This is a genomic window from Saccharothrix australiensis, from assembly GCF_003634935.1.
Classification (GTDB): Bacteria; Actinomycetota; Actinomycetes; order Mycobacteriales; family Pseudonocardiaceae; genus Actinosynnema; species Actinosynnema australiense.
The window spans coordinates 5163335-5181057 of the sequence record NZ_RBXO01000001.1; the positions used below are offsets into that span (position 1 = coordinate 5163335).

At 73.3% G+C, this 17723-nt stretch carries 14 protein-coding genes; 7 read left to right on the forward strand and 7 right to left on the reverse strand.

Features of this window, described 5'->3' with window-relative positions:
* Positions 1-103 precede the first annotated feature (103 nt).
* Together C8E97_RS21890 and C8E97_RS21895 are read right to left on the reverse strand one after the other, a co-directional pair.
* Positions 104-1711 (reverse strand): FAD-binding oxidoreductase, encoded by a 1608-nt coding sequence (locus C8E97_RS21890; protein WP_121007380.1) that lies wholly within the window; start codon positions 1709-1711, stop codon positions 104-106.
* A gap of 109 nt (positions 1712-1820) precedes the next feature.
* On the reverse strand, positions 1821-2192 hold the full coding sequence (locus tag C8E97_RS21895) for a DMT family transporter (RefSeq protein ID WP_425470562.1): 372 nt from the start codon (positions 2190-2192) through the stop codon (positions 1821-1823).
* Positions 2193-2380: 188 nt separating this feature from the next.
* On the opposite strand from C8E97_RS21895, the gene C8E97_RS21900 reads away from it, so the two are divergent.
* Positions 2381-2995 (forward strand): TetR/AcrR family transcriptional regulator, encoded by a 615-nt coding sequence (locus C8E97_RS21900; RefSeq protein WP_121007381.1) that lies wholly within the window; start codon positions 2381-2383, stop codon positions 2993-2995.
* 8 nt (positions 2996-3003) lie between these two features.
* On the opposite strand, the gene C8E97_RS21905 is transcribed toward C8E97_RS21900, so the two are convergent.
* The gene (locus tag C8E97_RS21905) at positions 3004-3504 is read right to left on the reverse strand and encodes a cupin domain-containing protein (RefSeq protein WP_121007382.1); all 501 of its coding nucleotides are present in this window, start codon (positions 3502-3504) and stop codon (positions 3004-3006) included.
* Positions 3505-3742: 238 nt separating this feature from the next.
* Here C8E97_RS21905 and C8E97_RS21910 point away from each other — a divergent pair, with 238 nt between their 5' ends.
* The 4 genes from C8E97_RS21910 (at position 3743) to C8E97_RS21925 (ending at position 9365) form a co-directional block, all read left to right on the forward strand.
* Complete coding sequence (locus C8E97_RS21910) at positions 3743-5140, forward strand: FAD-binding oxidoreductase (protein ID WP_170211950.1); 1398 nt, start codon at positions 3743-3745, stop codon at positions 5138-5140.
* 275 nt (positions 5141-5415) lie between these two features.
* Complete coding sequence (locus C8E97_RS21915; RefSeq protein ID WP_170211951.1) at positions 5416-6474, forward strand: patatin-like phospholipase family protein; 1059 nt, start codon at positions 5416-5418, stop codon at positions 6472-6474.
* Positions 6471-8870, forward strand: coding sequence for a protein kinase domain-containing protein (locus tag C8E97_RS21920; protein WP_121007385.1), 2400 nt, complete (start codon positions 6471-6473; stop codon positions 8868-8870). Before C8E97_RS21915 ends, C8E97_RS21920 begins: the two co-directional genes overlap by 4 nt.
* Positions 8871-8996: 126 nt before the next feature.
* On the forward strand, positions 8997-9365 hold the full coding sequence (locus C8E97_RS21925; RefSeq protein ID WP_147455201.1) for a hypothetical protein: 369 nt from the start codon (positions 8997-8999) through the stop codon (positions 9363-9365).
* Between the two features lie 85 nt (positions 9366-9450).
* Here the strand turns inward: C8E97_RS21925 and C8E97_RS21930 are convergent, their stop codons facing one another.
* Positions 9451-10512 (reverse strand): helix-turn-helix transcriptional regulator, encoded by a 1062-nt coding sequence (locus C8E97_RS21930; RefSeq protein ID WP_121007387.1) that lies wholly within the window; start codon positions 10510-10512, stop codon positions 9451-9453.
* Between the two features lie 175 nt (positions 10513-10687).
* Between C8E97_RS21930 and C8E97_RS21935 the strand changes: the two genes are divergently transcribed.
* The gene (locus tag C8E97_RS21935) at positions 10688-12346 is read left to right on the forward strand and encodes a RecQ family ATP-dependent DNA helicase (protein ID WP_121007388.1); all 1659 of its coding nucleotides are present in this window, start codon (positions 10688-10690) and stop codon (positions 12344-12346) included.
* Between the two features lie 14 nt (positions 12347-12360).
* Here the strand turns inward: C8E97_RS21935 and C8E97_RS21940 are convergent, their stop codons facing one another.
* The 3 genes from C8E97_RS21940 to C8E97_RS21955 all read right to left on the reverse strand — a co-directional run bounded on the left by C8E97_RS21940 (position 12361) and on the right by C8E97_RS21955 (position 16376).
* A complete protein-coding gene (locus C8E97_RS21940; protein WP_121007389.1) occupies positions 12361-13638 on the reverse strand; it encodes a glycosyltransferase 87 family protein in 1278 nt (425 codons plus the stop codon).
* Positions 13639-14350: 712 nt separating this feature from the next.
* On the reverse strand, positions 14351-14674 hold the full coding sequence (locus C8E97_RS21950; protein WP_121007391.1) for a hypothetical protein: 324 nt from the start codon (positions 14672-14674) through the stop codon (positions 14351-14353).
* Between the two features lie 493 nt (positions 14675-15167).
* Positions 15168-16376 carry a cytochrome P450 gene (locus tag C8E97_RS21955; protein ID WP_121007392.1) on the reverse strand — a complete coding sequence of 403 codons (1209 nt, stop codon included), beginning with the start codon at positions 16374-16376 and terminating at the stop codon, positions 15168-15170.
* A gap of 365 nt (positions 16377-16741) precedes the next feature.
* Between C8E97_RS21955 and C8E97_RS21960 the strand changes: the two genes are divergently transcribed.
* Complete coding sequence (locus C8E97_RS21960; protein ID WP_211347110.1) at positions 16742-17641, forward strand: phosphorothioated DNA-binding restriction endonuclease; 900 nt, start codon at positions 16742-16744, stop codon at positions 17639-17641.
* Positions 17642-17723 lie beyond the last annotated feature (82 nt).

Consider the following 17723-nt stretch of genomic DNA (forward strand, 5'->3'; position numbering starts at 1 on the left):
CGCCCCTCCGCCGTGGGCGCCCCACGCCGGCTCCAGCATGGCCGGGCGCCCGCCGGCGGCTCATCCCGCGTTCTCGTGATTGAGCGCGCCGACACCGCGCCCCTCATGCGGGCAGGCGGATCGACTGCGCGTGGCGGAACACGTCCCGAGGGTCCCACCGCGCCTTGACCGCTTGTAATCGCGGGTAGTTGTCCTTGAAGTACAAGGTGCTCCAGGGGACGCCGGAGGTGTTCCACCGCGGGTCGCCGAGGTCGACGTCGGCGTAGTTGACGAAGCACCCGTCCGTGCGGTCGTTCGGGACCGGCACACCGCCGGTGTCCGCGTGCACCGCCCGGTAGAACTCGCGGTGCCAGCGGAGGTTGCGCTCGTCGTCCGCCGCCTCCGACCAGCTCGTGCCCCACAGCAGCTTCAGCACCGAGTCGCGGTGCGGCTGCGCCGTGGCGTCCGGCGCGACGGTGTTGACCTTCCCGCCGTACGAGGCGATGGAGACGGCGAACCCGACGTGCCGGTGGTCGGTCTCGCTCAGCGACCGGTGGAACGCGCCGATCTGGTGCTCGCTGAAGCCCTTGCGCTGGTAGCTGGACTTCTGCTTGGCGCGCTCGGTCGGGTTGCTCACCCACAGCCCCGGCCAGCCCGTCGACTGGAGCCACGGGAGCAGCCTGCGGTCGGTCGTCTCGCGCGGGCCGACGCCCGCGCCGACCTCCGCGACGAAGTCGTCCATGAGCCGCTCGGCGTCGGGCGCGCCGGCGTCGACCTGGACGACCAGGTAGAGCGGGCCGGTGGGCCGGGTGGTCAGCTCCAGCCGGGCGAACAGGCCGGCGCACGGGCCGCCGGCGTCGCTGTTGCGCTCGTGCCACGCGCCGTAGTTGCGCAGCAGCGCGGCGAACCGCTGCTCGGTGATCCCCTCCCACGGCCACTGCACCCGGTGGGTCCACATCGCGGCCGGCGGCGCGGGCAGCAGCCGTGCCGGGTCGCCGCCGACGGCGTCCGGCGAGCGGAACCAGTACCGGGTGACGACGCCGAAGCTCCCGCCGCCGCCACCGGTGTGCGCCCACCACAGGTCGCGGTTCGGGTCGTGGGCGTCGCGGGTGGCCACCACCGCGCGGGCCCGGCCGTGCCCGTCGACGACCACGACCTCGACCGCGTGCAGGTGGTCGACGATCACGCCGTGGCGGCGGCTGAGCTGGCCGTAGCCCGCGCCCGCGACGTGCCCGCCGACGCCGACCGGGTGGCAGGAGCCGCCCGGCAGCGTCACGCCCCAGCGCTTGTAGAGCGCCCCGTACACCTCGCCGAGCGTCGCGCCCACCTCGACCATCACCGCGTTGTGCCGGTGGTCGTACTCGATCGCGGCCATCCCGGACATGTCGATGATCACCTGGGTGCCGGGGTGGTCCACGAAGCCCTCGTAGCAGTGACCGCCGCTGCGCACCGCCAGGCGCTTGCCGTCGGCGACGGCGGCCTGCACCGCGTCGACGACCTGCCGCGTCGAGCGGGGCAGTGCGATCCGCTCCGGGTTGCTCACCCAGCGCTGGTTCTGCCCCCTGGACAGGCTGGCGTGGCGCGGGTCGCCCCGGAGGACCTCGGGCGCGGGTTCGGCCGAGGGGTCCGGGTGGCCGCCTGCCGCGCCCTGGCGCGCGGCGGGCGCGACCAGCGTCGCGCCGCCGAGCAGCGCGCCGCGGGTCAGGATCGTTCTGCGGGACAACGGGCTCATCCGGGCGGACCTCCGGGTCGACGTGACGGGCAGAGGTCGACAGGATTCAGCGCGCACCGGTTCCGCACATCCCGCGTTCACGCCATGCGCGGCGCCGGGAGGGCGGTCGTCAACCGCCGATGAGGTGGAGCCCGACGATGCCGATCGTGATGAGCGAGAGGAACAGCACCCGGAGCGGCGAGGTCCCCTCGCCCAACAGCACGATGCCCACGACCGCGGTGCCGACCGCGCCGATACCCGCCCAGACCGCGTACGCGGTGGCCACCGGCAGGCTCTTGAGGGCGAAGGTGAGCAGGATGAAGCTGGTCCAGGCGGTCACCAGCCCGATGACGGTGGGCCACAGGCGGGTGAAGCCCTCCGAGTGCTTCATCGAGATCGCCCAGATGATCTCCAGGAACCCCGCACCGACCAGAATGACCCAGGCCACGGTCATCGCCTTCGCCTTCGCTCGTGCCTCGTCCAGGACGTCGTGCTCACGCACCGGCCGACCTCCCACGCGTCACCCGAACCGGTCCACCGCGGTCACCGGCGCGCCCTGGTCGCGGGCGCGGGCGGACCGCCCGCCACGAGCCGCCCGCATATTCTGTATCGTTCGCTACAGTAAAGCTAGCTGGACAGGACCGGTCCGTCAAGGCCAATATGTACTGGTCGATACAGAAGGATGGCCCGATGGCGAAACGCGGACGACCGCGCGCGTTCGAGCGGACCGAAGCGCTGCGCGCGGCCATGAACCTGTTCTGGGAGCAGGGCTACGAGGGCACGTCGATCAGCGAGCTGGCCGCGGGCATGGGCATCAACTCGCCCAGCCTCTACGCCGCCTTCGGGTCGAAGGAAGCCCTCTTCCGCGAGGCGGTGGCCCTCTACGACGCGACCGAGAGCGACGCCACGGCGTCGGCGCTGGCCGAGCCCACCGCACGGCGGTCGATGGAGGCGCTGCTCCGCAACAACCTCGTCGCCTACACCGATCCCGGCACGCCGCGCGGCTGCATGATCGTGTTGGCCGCGAACACCGGGAAGACGAGGAACGAAGAGGTCCGCGAGTACCTCGCCGAGTACCGCCGGAGCACCATCTCGGTGGTGGCCGACCGGCTGCGCCGAGGCGTGGCGGACGGCGACGTGCCGCCCACCGCCGACATCGCGGCCATCAGCGCCTTCTTCACCACCGTGCTGCACGGCCTGTCCATCCAGGCGCGCGACGGCGCTTCCAGCGCGGAGCTGCAGCAGGTGGTCGACGTGGCCATGGCGGCGTGGGACGGCATGGTCCGGCCGGCCGCGACGCCCTGACCGCGCCGTCACGTCTCGTAGTAGCGGAGCCCGTACTTCTCGTGGCCGAGGGCCACCGACCTGGCCACGTCGTCCGGGTACCGGTCGGAGGGCGGCGGCGTCGGGTGCTCCGCGGTCGGCAGGCCGACGTCCAGGAAGTACTGCTCGAAGCCCGCCGGGGCGAACAGCAGGAGCAGCTTGCCGTGCGCCTCGCCGATGTTGCGGAAGCGGTGGAACGTGCCCTTCGGCAGGTAGATGAAGCCACCCGGCTCGACGGTCAGCTCACGGTCGTTCGCGACCACCTCGAACCGGCCGTCGAGGATGTAGAACGCCTCGTCCTCGTTCTGGTGCGTGTGCAGCGGCGGGCCGCTCAGCGGCGGCACGACGACCTCGATCAAGCCCATCGCGCCGCCGGTCTCGTCCGCGCCCGCCTTGATCGTGTACTGGTCGCCGCTGAACGCCCAGACGCTCGGCCCCTCGTCGGCGGCCAGGTAGTGGGCCTGCGGCGGGTTCTTGGCGGGGATGCTCATGCACGACTCCCTTGCTCCAGGCGCGGTTCGTCCACCGGGCGTGCCGACGGTAATCACCTCCCGTGGGCCCGGACATCACGCGATCACGCGATTGCCCGCCGTCGCCGGGAGTCGCACGGCGGGCGCGGGATGGCCCGGTCACGCGATTACGCGCCACCCGCCCGCGGACCTACGGTCGGGAGCCGGGAACGCGGGCGCGAACCCCGCGGAGGACATCGGCGCAGGGAGCGGGCACAGCATGGACATCCTGGACCTCCGGCGGCGCGTCTCGGGCGAGGTCGTCCACCGGGAGGACGCCTCCTACGAGGAACTCCGCCGCTCGCTCGTCTGGAACGGGCTGAAGACGGCCCGCCGCCCCGAGGTCGTCGTCCGGGCCGCGCACGAGCCGGACGTGGTCGAGGCCGTCCGGTTCGCCCGTGCCAACGGGCTTCAGGTCGCCGTCCGGGGCGGCGGGCACAACTGGGTCGGTTTCTCGCAGCGCGACCGGGGCCTGCTGCTCGACGTCTCCGCGCTGACGGCGGTGTCCGTCGACGTGGGGTCGCGCACGGCCGCGGTCGGGCCGGGCGTGCGCAGCCAGGACCTCGACCGCCTGCTCTCCGCCGAGGGCCTCGCCTTCCCCGTCGGGCACTGCGCGACCGTCCCGATGAGCGGCTTCCTGCTCAACGGCGGCCTCGGCTGGAACACCAACGCCTGGCGGCCGGCCTGCTTCAGCGTGTCCAGCGCCCGCGTCGTCACCGCGGCCGGGACCGTCGTCGTCGCCGGCGAGGAGGACGACCGCGACCTGCTGTGGGCGGTCCGCGGCGCGGGCCCCGGGTTCTTCGGCGTCGTCACGGAATACCGCCTGCGGCTGTACCCCGAGCCGCGTCGGATCACCTCGAACACCTACTACCACCGGATGTCCGATGTGGACGGCCTGGCCACGTGGTTCGAGGAAGCGGTGCACAGGCTGCCGGAGCAGGTGGAGGTCTCCTTCTTCATGCAGCCGGCGCCGCCCGACCTCGCGGCGGCGGCCGAGCCGGACAACGGGTACGTGTGCGTGCTCGGCGCGACGGCGTTCGTCGACTCCCCGGACGAGGCCCGCTCGGTCATGTCCGTGCTCGACGAGAGCCCGGTGCTCGCCGACTGCCTCCGGGTCGAGCGCGACCAGGCGACGCCGATCGACGCGCTGCTGCGACCCAGCCTCGCCGCGTGGCCCGAGGGGCTGCGGTACCTCGCCGACACGGCGTGGTCCGACTCGCCGGCGGAGGTCGTGCGCCGCAGCCGGGACCACCACCTGCGCGCGCCTTCGCGGCGGTCGTTCGCGACGACGTGGTTCTCGACCGGTCCGCGGGGCATCGCCTCGCGGCACCCCGACGCGGCGTTCTCCCTGACCGGCCGCACGCTGACCCTCAGCTACGCGATCTGGGACGACGAGGCGCAGGACGAGGCCAACCACCTCTGGCACCGCACGATGGTCGACGACCTGCACGAGGTGTCCACCGGTCACTACATCGCGGAGGTCGACATCGTGCGCCACCCGGAGCGCCACGAGCGGTCCTTCAAGCCCGAGAACTGGAAGCGGCTGCACGAGCTGCGGCAGCGGTACGACCCGGAAAGCCTTTTCCACGGCCCGTACACCGACGGCGAGGCCGGCTGACGACGTCCCCGGCGGCACGCGAGGCCCTACGAGGCGCGCGAGGGGACCGCCGGCCGGGGTGCGGCCGGACCACCCATCACGCGCCTTCCCGCCAGGCCACGCCCGGCGGACACGAGCACCCCTCGGTGCTTCAACCCGCAATTGTGGGGATCGCGTACGAGCTTGCGCCGATCCCGCGAAGCCGGTGCGGTGATCGGCTACGGTGAGCGGGTCGACAGCTCTTCCGGAGGCGTTCTCTCATGGCGTGGCCGAGTGGCGTGCGCAGGTCGCGCGCGGTGTTATCCGACGGACGCGACTCGTGTCCGAGCAGCTCGCGGGTCGAAGCGCACTGGTCGGCCGACCACCCGGTGCGCGACGTGCTGAACCGCCGCCGGGCGAGCGGCAGCAAGCCCGGCAACCGGTCGGACGGGTTCAAGGTCGGGCTCGCCGTCGAGGGCGGCGGTCTGCGCGGGGTGGTCTCCGGCGCGATGCTCAGCGCCCTGGAGGACCTGGGGTTCGCCGACGGCTTCGACGACGTCTACACGTGCTCGTCGGGCGCGGTGAACGGGGCGTACTTCATCACGCGGCGGACCTGGTTCCCGTTGTCCATCTACTTCGACGACCTGACCACCGGGACGTTCCTGGACTTCCGGCGGGTGCTGCGCGGCGTGGGCCCGATGAACCTGGAGTACGTGTTCGAGGAAGTCCTGGCCCACCGCAAACCCCTGGACTACGCCGCCGTCATCGCGGCGCCGCAGCGCCTGCACGTCATGGTCACCGACGTCGACGGGCTGCGCACGCTGGACGTGCACGAGTTCCACTCGCCCGAAGACCTGCGGTCGGCGTTGCGCGCGAGCACGTGGTTACCGCTGGCGATCCGGGGCACCGCCGACTTCCGGGGGCAGCGCGCGATCGACGGCGGAGTGCTGCGGTTCCACCCCTTCCGCGCGGCCGTGCTGGACGGCTGCACCCACGTCCTGTCGTTGAGCACCCGGCCGATCGCGCCGTCCCACTCCGGCACGCCGCTGATCAACCGCCTCGTCGCCCGGCACCTGGAGCGCGTGCGCCCCGGCCTGGGCACGGGGTTCCTCAAGTCGATGGAGGACTACCGCCTCAAGGACCGGCCGCACCTCGCCCGCAGCCGCCGCCACCCCGGCGAGCCCGCGGTCCTCGACCTCGCGCCGCTGCCCGGCACACCCGAGATCAAGCGCCACGAGGTCGACCGGGGCAAGCTCATCGACGGCGCGCGGTCGGCGTACCGGCTGGTGCACCAGGTGCTCGAAGGCAGGGACGTCGTCGTCGTGCCCCGGATGACGGTGTACCCGCCGAGGCCCGACGCGGAAGGGCCTTCGTGACCGGCGTCGGGACCGCGGACGCCGAGGTCCTGCGCCACGTGCTGCGGCACGCCCTCCGGCTGGGCCGGCGGGAGTCGGAGGCCGAAGCCCTGCGCGCGATCCACGAGCTGTGCGGCAACGGCGCCTCGTGGCGGCAGGTCCTGGCGCGCATCCCGCTCGACAGGCTGTCGTTCCAACTGGAGGCGGGCGTCGAGCGCACGGCCGCCATCGCGGCGCTGACGAGTTGGTGCCGCGGCTTCAAGACCGGTCGCGAGGGCGGTCACCAGCGGCGCGAGTCCGAGGTGTTCGGGTACCTGTCGGTCCTGCTGATCACGCTGATCACGATGGAGCCGTCCGACGGCGACGCGGCGCGCGAGGACCACGACTGCCCGAACCTGTGCCACGCCCTGGTGCGGGACGCCTCGGTGCGGCGGGCCCTGGTCGAGCTGTACTCGCCCGCCCGCACCGCCGAGCGCCACGTCGTCGGCGAGTGGGCGACCGTGCGGCGCGCGCGGTTCGAGTTCCACCGGCACGGGACGACGTCGTTCCTGCTGCGCGGCAAACCCGAGCAGGTGACCGCGCGGCACACCGAGTTCGCGCTCAAGTGCGTGCTCTTCCCGTACGCCGACATCCCGGTGATCGCGGCGAAGACCCGTTCCTACGAGGCCGAGCACAACTCGCTCGACGCCAACGGGCGGCTGGTCGGCCACATGGTCCGCGTCTGGGCGAGCACGGACAACTGGATCCTCATGGACTTCGCGGAGGGCCGCACCCTCGCGGAGGAGATCGACGCGCTCAAGCGGGAGGCCGCCCTGCCTGCGGCCGGCCGGTTCCGGCGACGGCGGCCCTCACCGGCCGGGAACGTCCGGCTGGACCTGATCCGCCGGGTGGGGCTGCCGCTGCTGGCCGCGCTGGCCGAGCTGCACCGGTGCGGCAAGCGCCACGAGGACCTGTCGCCGACCAACATCATCGTGCACCGCCGCGTACCCGACCGCGACGGCCGGGAGTACGACCTGACCTTCGTGGACTTCGGTCGCAACTACCTCTACAGCGGCGCGCTCGCGGGCTCGCACGCGGCGCAGAGCGTCTACGTCGCGCCCGAGGTGCGCGCCAACTCGGAGGACGTGCCGAAGGCCGACCTGTACTCGCTGGGCCGTATCCTGATCGCGCTCGGCGACGTCGGCGAGAACCGCGACGACACCATCCCGGACCGCTTCTACGGCCAGGCGCCGCTGATCGCGCGGGTCGTCGAGGACCTGATCGACGTGCGGCCCGACCGCAGGCTGCTGGTCTTCCCGGTCCCGATCGACGACACCGACGTCTACCACTACCTGCGGCAGGTGCTGGAGCAGGAACTGGACGTCACCCAGGCGGCGCTGGTGAACGACCCCGAGCTGCGCCCGCTCGCCATCCCCTACGACCGGCACACCGTGGTCGAGACCGTGCGGACGCTGTTCCCCGTGTCCCGCGAACCCAAGCGGCGACGGCGCATCTACCGCATGCGCAAGCAGCAGGGCGTGCTGGGCGACGCGCGGCGGTCGATGCACGCGCGGTGGCTGCTGTTCTTCTCGGTGGTGTCGTCGCTGAGCTACTTCGTCAGCGCCACGGTCTGCGTCCTGTGGTTCCTGCGCGACCTCGGCATCGACGTCCTCGGGCCGCCGGTGCAGCTCCTCCTGCGCCCCTGGGACGTGCCACCCGACGTCATCCCGCTCGTCGACGACCTGCGCGCGCCGGATTACCGGCTGGGCAAGGAGCACGTGTGGGAGAACCTCCCGGCGCGCATCATCGGCTTGAGCTTCGCCCTGGCGTCGGTCCGCTACTACCAGAACATCCTCGGTGGCCTCACCACGCTGGTCGCCGGCTCGTCCGCGCTGCCGGGGTCGCTGCTGCGGGTCGCGACGGAGGTCGCGATCCGCCTCATGGCGCCGTGGGCGTCGTGGTTGATCCTCTGGGTGAACCTGGTCGACGTCGACCACTGGCCGCTCGGGACGGCCATCGGCTACACCGGCGTGGTGTTCTCCAACCTGCTGTGCGCGGCGTTCGCGAGCCGGTACCTGGCGCTGGCGAGGGAGGCCAGGCTCAGCACCGTGCCGCCGGAGCACCAGAAGATCATCGGCCTCGACGCGTTCCGCCAGTGGGGACCGACGGTCACGCTGTACAGCACCACGGTGTGGATCTTCGCGTACCTGATCATCAACAAGACGCTGAAGGACACGTACGTGTACGCGCTCTCGGTGGCGCTGGTCAACATCGGCCTGTTCTACGTGCTCAAGACCGGCATCAACGCGCTCGACGTCCGCACCGGCCTGAACCGCTGCTTCCTGGCGGCCGAACGCCTGCGCTACGAGGCGGAGGCGACCTACCGCCCCAAACCCCTGTCCGCGCGGAAGGAACCGGTGCTCGTCAACCCGGACTGACCCCCGCTCCGGGGTGCGACCGCGGGAACCCGACCGCGGCCGGGCATCGCGCGGTTCCCCGACCACCGTGTCCATCCCCACATCTCGGGATGTCGGGAGGCCGGGGCGAGGCGGCACGGTGGGGTCATGTCGGCAGCTACGAGGGGGAGTTCGATGAAGGTCTCGACACGTGTGGTGGCGGCGTTGGTCGCGGTGGGGGTCGGTGGTGCGACGCTCGCCTCGGTGGCCGCGGCGCAGCCGCGAGCGGAGCGGTTCGCCACGACCATCTGCCACCCGCCCGCGCGCGGGGTGAACACGATCGACTTCAACGGGGCCCCGGTGTCGGCGAGTCAGCCGGTGGCGGTGTCGATCAGTGAGGGATTCCTCCACGGCGAAGGGCTCGGTGACGCGCGGATGACCGTCGAGAACGTGACCGTCGTCGAGCGCTTGGTCAAGGTGCGGATCAACGTGCAGTGGGGTGAGCCGTTGCCGTTCTGCCTGCACTACGTGGGGTAGCCGGGGACGACCGGTCCGTCGGGCGAGGGGCCTCGACGGGCCGGGCCGGCACCCGCGGGGACACCGACAACGGCCGGACGGCCCGTCACCACCCGCCGCGGAGCAGGGCGGCGGAGAGTTCCTCGCGGCTGTTGACGCCCGTCTTGCGGTAGACCACGTCGAGGTGCTGGCGGACGGTGTGCACGGACAGCGCCAGTCGGCGCGCGATCTGCTTGGCGGGCATGCCTTCCAGGGCCTGCTCCAGCACCATGACCTCCCGCCGGGTGAGGCCGTGCCACGCGCCCGCCGCCGACAGCAGCACCCGGCCGGAGGCGGGCTGCGCGGTCACCGCCACCTCGGCGACCGCGCCGCCCGACAGCGGCTGCGCGCGCAGCTCGACGAACCCCGACGGGGTGGGCACCCGGCAGACGGTCTCGGTGGCCCGGTGGTGCGACAACGCGGCCAGGTGCCAGGCCGCTCCCCGGTGCTCGCCGGGCGTCCGCGTGGCGTGGGGCAGCAGTTGGGCGAGCCAGTCCCCCGCGGAGGGCGTCGCCCTGAGCACCGCCCCGTCGGCTCCGACGACGAACACGCCGGGTGGCGCCGCGTGGCTGCTGGGCCGCAGCGGCCGGTCGGCCACGAACCGCCGGACGCCGGCGGCCAGCACCCGGCGGAGGCGTTCCGCGCGACGCCGCTCCTCCGCGGAGAACGACCTGCGCCCCCGCTCCCGCACGACGATGAGGGTGCCCCAGACCCGACCGCCGTCGGCCAGGACGATGGTCATCTCGACGCCGACGCCCTCGGCGGCCATCACCTCGCGCAGCGCGGTCTGCCGGTCGCCCACGGCCGGATCCGGCGGTGGGCCGCCGAGGGGGCCGCCGGCGGCGTCGATCACGCACAGCCCGCCCGGTGCCGCGTCCAGCAGGAACGGGTCCACGCCCAGCAGTTCGCCCACGCCGACGCGGTGGGCGGTCGCGGCGCTGTAGCCGTGTTCCTTGGCGTAGAAGCACCCGGCCCCGCTGACCGGGTCCAGCCCGGTCAGCATGTACCCGTCGTGCGGGATCAACCGCCCGACCTGCCGGGAGAACAGCGCACCGAGTTCCTCCACGGCGAGGTTGCCCGCGGCGGCGGTGGGAATGCCGTCGCGAACCGCTTCCCACTCCGCTCGCACTTGCGGAGTATGGCAAGGGACCCGCCGGAGCGCACCGCCATATCGACGGCGGCGGCGTGCCGACCGACGCGTCGGAGGGCCGAACCCCCGGCGCACGCGGTCGGGTGGAGCGCGATGCCCGGATCGGTGCGGGCCGGCCGCGTTTCCCGCGGGTGCGCGGTGGTATGCCTCGGCGATGACGACTTCGTCGGGTTCCGGTGACGAGTTGCGGCGGCTCGCCGCGGACAAGTTCGGCTGGTCGCACCTGCGCGACGAGCAGCTCGAAGCGATGGAGCAGGTGATGGCCGGGCACGACGTGCTGGCCGTGCTGCCGACCGGTGCGGGCAAGTCCGCCATCTACCAGGTGCCCGCGCTGCTGCTGGACGGGCCGACGGTGGTGGTCTCCCCGCTCATCGCCCTGCAGAACGACCAGGTGGAGGGCATCGGGGACAGTCGCGCGCCGGACGCCGTGGTGGTGAACTCGACCCAGCGCGACGACGAGCGCCGGGACGCCTGGGACGCCGTGCGCCGGGGTTCCGCCGAGTACGTCTTCCTGTCGCCGGAGCAGCTCGCGGACGACGACCGGGTCGACGCGCTGGCCGCCATCGGGGTGTCGCTGTTCGTGGTGGACGAGGCCCACTGCGTCTCGGCGTGGGGCCACGACTTCCGGCCGGACTACCTGCGGCTCGGGCGGGTGGTCGACCGGCTCGGGCACCCGCGCGTGGTCGCGCTGACGGCCACCGCCGCGCCGCCGGTGCGCCGCGACATCGCCACCCGGCTGGGCCTGCGCGACCACCGCGAGGTGGTCGCGAGCTTCGACCGGCCCAACCTGCGCCTGGCCGTGGAGCGGTCCACCGACGACGCCGGCAAGCGGGCCGCGGTCACCGCCGCCGTCCGCGCCCGGACCGCCGACCCCGCCACGCGCCGCGGCCTGGTCTACGTGGCCAGCCGCAAGGACGCCGAGCGCTACGCGGGCGAACTGGCCGGCGTCGGAGCGCGGGTGGCGGCCTACCACGCCGGCATGAGCGCCGCCGACCGCGAGCGCGTGCACCGGGACTTCCTCGCCGACGAGGTCGACGTGGTCGTGGCCACCTCGGCGTTCGGCATGGGCATCGACAAGCCCGACGTGCGGTTCGTCCTGCACGCCTCCGTACCGGACTCGCTGGACTCCTACTACCAGCAGATCGGCCGGGCCGGGCGCGACGGCGAACCCGCCGACGCCACCCTGTTCTACCGCCCCGAGGACCTGGACCTCCAGAAGTTCCTCACCGCGCGCCGCGCGCCCGAGGACACCCTGCGCGAGGTGGCCACCGCGCTCGACCGGCAGGACCGGCCCCGTCGCCCGGCCGAACTCGCGGACGAGGTCGAGGCGTCCCCGGCCCGCCGCACCAGGGCGGTCAACCTGCTGGAGGAGGTCGGCGCCGTCACCACCGACGCGTCCGGCCGCATCGACACCGCGCCGGGCCGCACGCCCGAGCAGGCGGTCGAGCAGGCCGTGGACGCGGCGGAGGCCCAGCAGGAACTGGTCCGCTCGCGCATCGGGATGGTGCGCCGCTACGCGGAGACGACCGGGTGCCGCCGGCAGGAGCTGCTGGGCTACTTCGGCGAGCAACTGCCCGATCCGTGCGGCAACTGCGACACCTGCGACGCCGGCACCGCACGACGCCGTTCCCCGGGCACCGACGAGTTCCCCGTCGACAGCACCGTGCACCACCCCCACTGGGGCGCAGGCGTGATCATGTCGACCGAGGAAGACCGCGTAACCGTCCTCTTCGACGAGGTCGGCTACAAAACCCTGTCCCTACCCGACATCCGCGAGCACAACCTCCTGAGCCACGAGAAGCCACACCCGTAACCCGTTCCCCTCACTCACTCCCCCCGGCTCCCCTTCACTCCCCCTACGCGCTCAGTCCCGCGGAGCCGCGCCGCGAGCCGCCGGCTGAACGGCGGCCGAGCCCGCCCGGGGTCGGGCCGATCGAACACGACCAAACACACCAGTCCCAACACGACCTCAACGTTCTGCAGCGCGAACGCGACCGGCCCGTCGGCGGGGTGGGACGGCAGGAAGATCAGCCCCGGGAACGGCATGTCCCAGTTGCGCCCACCCGGCCACGCCAGCACCGACAGGTAGCCGGCGACCACCGGCACCCACGGCCACCACCGGCCCGAGGCCGCCGCCCACTGGACGCCGAGCACGAAGAACGGCACGAACCAGACCCAGTAGTGGGACCAGGCGACCGGGGCCACCAGCACCATCGTCGCACCCACGAGGGCGGTCGCCAGGTAGTCCTCACCGCGCCGCGACGCGCGACGGGCCAGCAGCAGGCCCGCGATCCCGACCACGGCCGCGACCGGGACCCAGCGCGCGGCGGCGAGGTCGGGGTCGCCCAGCAGCCGCGCGACGACGCCCCGGATCGACTGGTTCTCCGGCGCGTCCGCCGAACCGCTGCCGGTGACGCGGTCGGGATCGGTGACGCCGGCGCCCCAGAAGTACGCGGACTCCCCCGGCAGCACCAGGAAACCGAGGCCGACCGTGACCAGGAACGCGACGGCGGACGTCCCCGCCGCCCGCCACCGCCCGGTCAGCACCAGGTGCGCGATGAAGATCAGCGGGAGGAGCTTGATCCCGGCCGCCACGCCGGTCGGCACGCCCTTCCACCGGCTCCGCTCCGGCAGCGCGGTGTCCACCACCACCAACGCCATCAGCACCAGGTTGACGTTGCCCCACAACAGGTTCCACTCCACCGGCTGCATCGCCAGGCACAGCGCGCCGAGCAGGAACGCCATCGCCACCGTCGTGCGGTCGCGTCGCCTGCCCGTCATCCGCAGGCCGAGCCAGATCACCACCAGCAGCAACACGACGTTGGCGCCCAGCGCGAACACCGGGAGCGCCTGGGTCGGCAACCACGCCAACGGCACGAACACGACGGCGGAGAACGGCGGGTACTTCAGGGTGCCCGCGATGGTCGGCAGGTGGGCTTTCCCCTGCTCGTACAACGGGTCGGCGTCCAGCACGGCCTGCCCGGCGGCCACGTACACCTTGAAGTCGCCGAGATCCGCCCCCGTCCTGGCCCACACCCCGTGCCACCACAGGTAGAGCGCGCCGGCGACCAGGAACACGAGGACGGCCGCCGCGACCGGGACCATCGATCGGGTCGGATGTGGCCGCACCGGCGCGGAGTTGTCGGAAGCCGTCCCCGCCGTGAGTTTTCGGCAGGCGGTCGCGCGGACGTCCCGCTCGGGCTCGGGCATGGCGGCGACCCTAGGGCGGCCCGGTGCGACTCGCCGTCATCGGCGTCCGTTCTGCCCTTTTCGTCCTGCCCCACCCGGCCTCAACCACTCGGTCGGGTGTATCCATTGGTATGAATACCCGCAAAAGCAGGGCATCCGGCAGCACAGGGGGCCAGGCTCCCACCCCAGCCGTCACCGACCTCCCGGCCCAGGGACAGTGCCCGGTCGCCAGTGCCCGGTCGAGGTGGGCCCGCGCGGCGTCCCGGTCCCCGAGCAGGCGGTGGGCGTTGCCCGGCCCGGCCGGCGCGCGGTTCCCGCCCCGGGTGTCACCCGTCTCCCGGCAGAGGTCGGCGACCTCGCGCTGACCGGCCTTCCGGCACTCCGCCCGGTGCAGTGGGGCGCGATGAGAAGAGGTCACCCGATCGACCCGAAGCCGGCCGGGAGGGCACAGCGCACCGACGCTGCGGCACGCCGCGCCGCGCGCCGGTCGGGTCGAGCAGCGGCCCGGACGGCCGGACGACCTCCCCGACAGCCCGGCGGAATCGTCACGACGGCGATTCCCGGACTACCGGGAGAGGTCCGCGAACCACCCCGGCCAGCCCCGGACAGCCGCCCGGTCGAGCGCGACTCAGGGCAGCTTGATCCAGAGCAGCGTAACCCTCCTCTTCTTCATGGGGATGGTGACGCACGTGTAATCCGTTGCCTTTCCCTGCTGCACGTACCATTTCCCGATCTTCTTGCAGGTGCTCCTCTTCGTGAAAACACCGGCCGGGGCCCACCCGGCCGGTGCGGCCTCTTCGGGTCCGGTCGAGTGCATGGCCCGACTCTCACCGGTCGCGGTCCGCGACGGGATCCCCGCGGCGGTCGCGGCATCGGCCGCACCCAGCAGTGCCAGCACGGACACGAACGCGACCACCGGACCGCGAAGGGCCTTCTCCATCATCATCTCCATCGATCGGCACGACCGATCCGCACCGAGGTGATCACCGCCGCGACAACGGGCCTGCCTCATCACCGGCCGACCGCTCGTGATTGTTCGCGCGTCCACACCGCGACCAACGGATCGCGGCCGGCGGGACAATCAGCCCGTGTCGCGGAAGCGGTTCGCCCCGCGGTGCGCGGCGTACCGCCGGCGGGACCCGGTAAGCGATCCGTCACCGCTGCCGCACAACACGAACCGGCTTTCGGAATTGTCGTCTGCCAATTGTTTCCGTGGCCCCACGGTCGCACTTGGCGACGACCGGAGTCAACGGTCGTCCGCCGAGTTCAGGCGGTCGGGCAGCGCGCGACCACACGGGCGGGCACGCGGTCACCGTCGGCCGGTCGCAGGGCCGCCGAGCGGTCACCACGCCGAGTGCCGCACGGCTGAGCGGGTGAGGGGAAGTCACCCCGAGTGCCGACCGGGCAACGCCGCGGGCGCCTCGGAGCGGGCCGGCGCTCCGCCCTCAGCGCGGCGGGGTGTTCCAGCGGACCGGGAGCGCGGTGAGCGTGCGCATGGTCGGTGTCACGGTCCACGCCAGGTCCCGTTCCGCGCCGGCGAGCGACAGCCGAGGTGCGCGGCGGGCCAGCGCCCGCAGGGCCGCTCGGACCTCCACGCGGGCCAGGTGCGCGCCGAGGCAGTGGTGCGCGCCGTGGCCGAAGGACAGGTGTCGCGCGCCGCGGGAGCCGGGGTCGAACAGCGCCGGGCGCGCAAACGCCCGGTCGTCGCGGTTGACCGCCGGCAGCACCGCGGTGACGCGGTCACCGGGCTCGATCCGGGCGTCGGCGAGGCGGACCGCCGCGGTGGCGACCCTCGTCATGCTGAAGTTCACCGAGGGGCTGTAGCGCAGCGCCTCCTCGACCGCGGTGGCCAGGAGGTCCGGCTCGCGGCCCAGCGCGGCGAGCAGGCCCGGTCGGGACACCACGCACAGCACGGCGTTGGCGATCTGCGCCGCCGCCAGGGCGTGCCCGTCGAAGAACAGCGAGGCCGCCAGGCCGGTCAGCTCGGTCGCGCCGAGCAGTCCCCGGTCCCGGCGCGCGGAGACCAGCTCGGCGATCAGCCCGGTCGGCGGGTCGGCGGCGTCGGCCAGCATGGTCGACACCTCCTGGTGCAGCAGCAGTTCGCCCCGGTAGACCTCGACGCGCGAGGAGCCGGGCCCGCCGAGCCGCGCGGTGGCCCGCTCGCGGATGGCGGTGCGGCGGGCCGGTGGCACGCCGAGCAGTTCGGCCTGTGCGGCGAAGGTCAGCGGCGCGCAGAACTCCGCGAGCAGGTCCGCGGTGGGCGCGGCGGCGATCAGCCCGTCCAGCGCGTCCTCGGCGGCGCGCTCGACGTGGTCCCGCAGCCGCGCGGTGCGCCGCGCGGAGAAGGCGCCGCCGATCAGGGCGCGGAACCGGGTGTGCGACGGCGGGTCGAGGTCGGTGACCGACATCCGGGTCGCGGGACCGCGCGGGTGCTGGTCAGCGACGAGGAGCGCTCGGCTGAACCTGTTGTCCCGCAGGAAGTTCCGGGCCTCCGGGTAGCCGGACACCAGCCACTCGCGCCCGCCGTCGGGTGCGGCGCGGGCGGTGACGGGGCAGCCGCTCCGGAGCGGGACGCCGTCCCCGACCAGGTGCCGGTGGCCCCGCCCCGCCACGAACTCGACGCCGCCACGGCCCCTCGTGACGTCGCGCGTCACCTGGTCACCGCGCGCGGGGTGCCAGGGGCGCGGGGCAGGTGGCCGACACCGCACCGGGTGGCGTCGCCCCGGCGCCACGCGCCGGATTCCCGACGGGTACGCGATCGTCCCAAGACACCCTCCCGCGTCGAACGGCGAAGCGTCCGGTGATCCACCTCCGGAGAACCACGCCGAACCCTACTGCGGGCCCCGCCGCTTACCAGGGATCGACGGCGTGGCGGGTTCGGTGGTTCGACCTTCCGAGCCGGCCGCGCCCGCCGTGTGGCCGACGAGGCCCCACGAATAGTGCGGTCCCGGTCACGATTCCGGGCGGAGCGGACGGCACCCCTGTCGCCGGCGGCGGGACGTCGGTCATGATGCGTGGCGTGGTCGACCGGTCGATGTCCGAGGAGGAGGTGCTGAGCCGGCTGTCCTCGTTGCGGCAGCACCGGTGGCAGGGCAGGCGGTCACCGCACAAGCCCCTGCTGGTCCTGCTGGCGCTGGGGCGGTTGACGACCACCGGGACCAGCGAGGTCCCCTGGTCGATGGCCGGGAAGCTGGCCGAGCTGATCCGGGACTTCGGCCCGCCCTCCGCCACGCAGCCCGCGCAGAGCGCGGCCTACCCGTTCACCCGGCTGCGGTCGGACGGCATCTGGGTGCTCGACCACGACGTGCCGATGGACCGCGTGCAGCCGCTCGCGGCGCACGGGGTCGTCGGCCGGTTGGCGCCGCCGGTCGAGGACGCCCTGCGCGACGCGGGGATCGCCGCCGCCGCGGCCCGACGCCTCGTCGAGTCCGAGTTCCCGCCGACCGTCGCGCCCGACGTGCTGGCCGCCGTCGGCCTGGACCCCGACGCGGTCCTCGGGTCGCACGGCGGGACCGCGGTCCGGCGACGCCGCAGCGGGTCCTGGCCAGCCACCGTCCTGGAGGCGTGGGACCGGCAGTGCGCCTTCTGCGGCTTCGACGGGCAGCTCGGCGCGGCCACCGTCGGCGTCGAGGCCGCGCACGTGCGCTGGTTCACCTTCGGCGGACCCGACGACCCGGACAACGGCCTGGCGCTGTGCTCCCTGCACCACAAGCTGTTCGACCGCGGCGTCCTCGGCCTCGGCGACGACCTGCGGATCGCGGTGTCGGCGCGGTTCACCAGCCGCACCACCACCGGGCGCTCCGTCTACGACCTGCACGACCGACCGCTGCGCCCGCGCCCCGGTACCCCGGTGCCCGCCGCGGCGCACGTCGCCTGGCACACCCGCGAGGTGTTCAAGGGCCCGGCCCTGACCGCCTGACCCGCACCCCGGCTCGACGGCGACCCGACGGCGGCGACCGGGACCCGCCGGGAACGGCGAACGGGCGGGCGGTCGTGCCCGA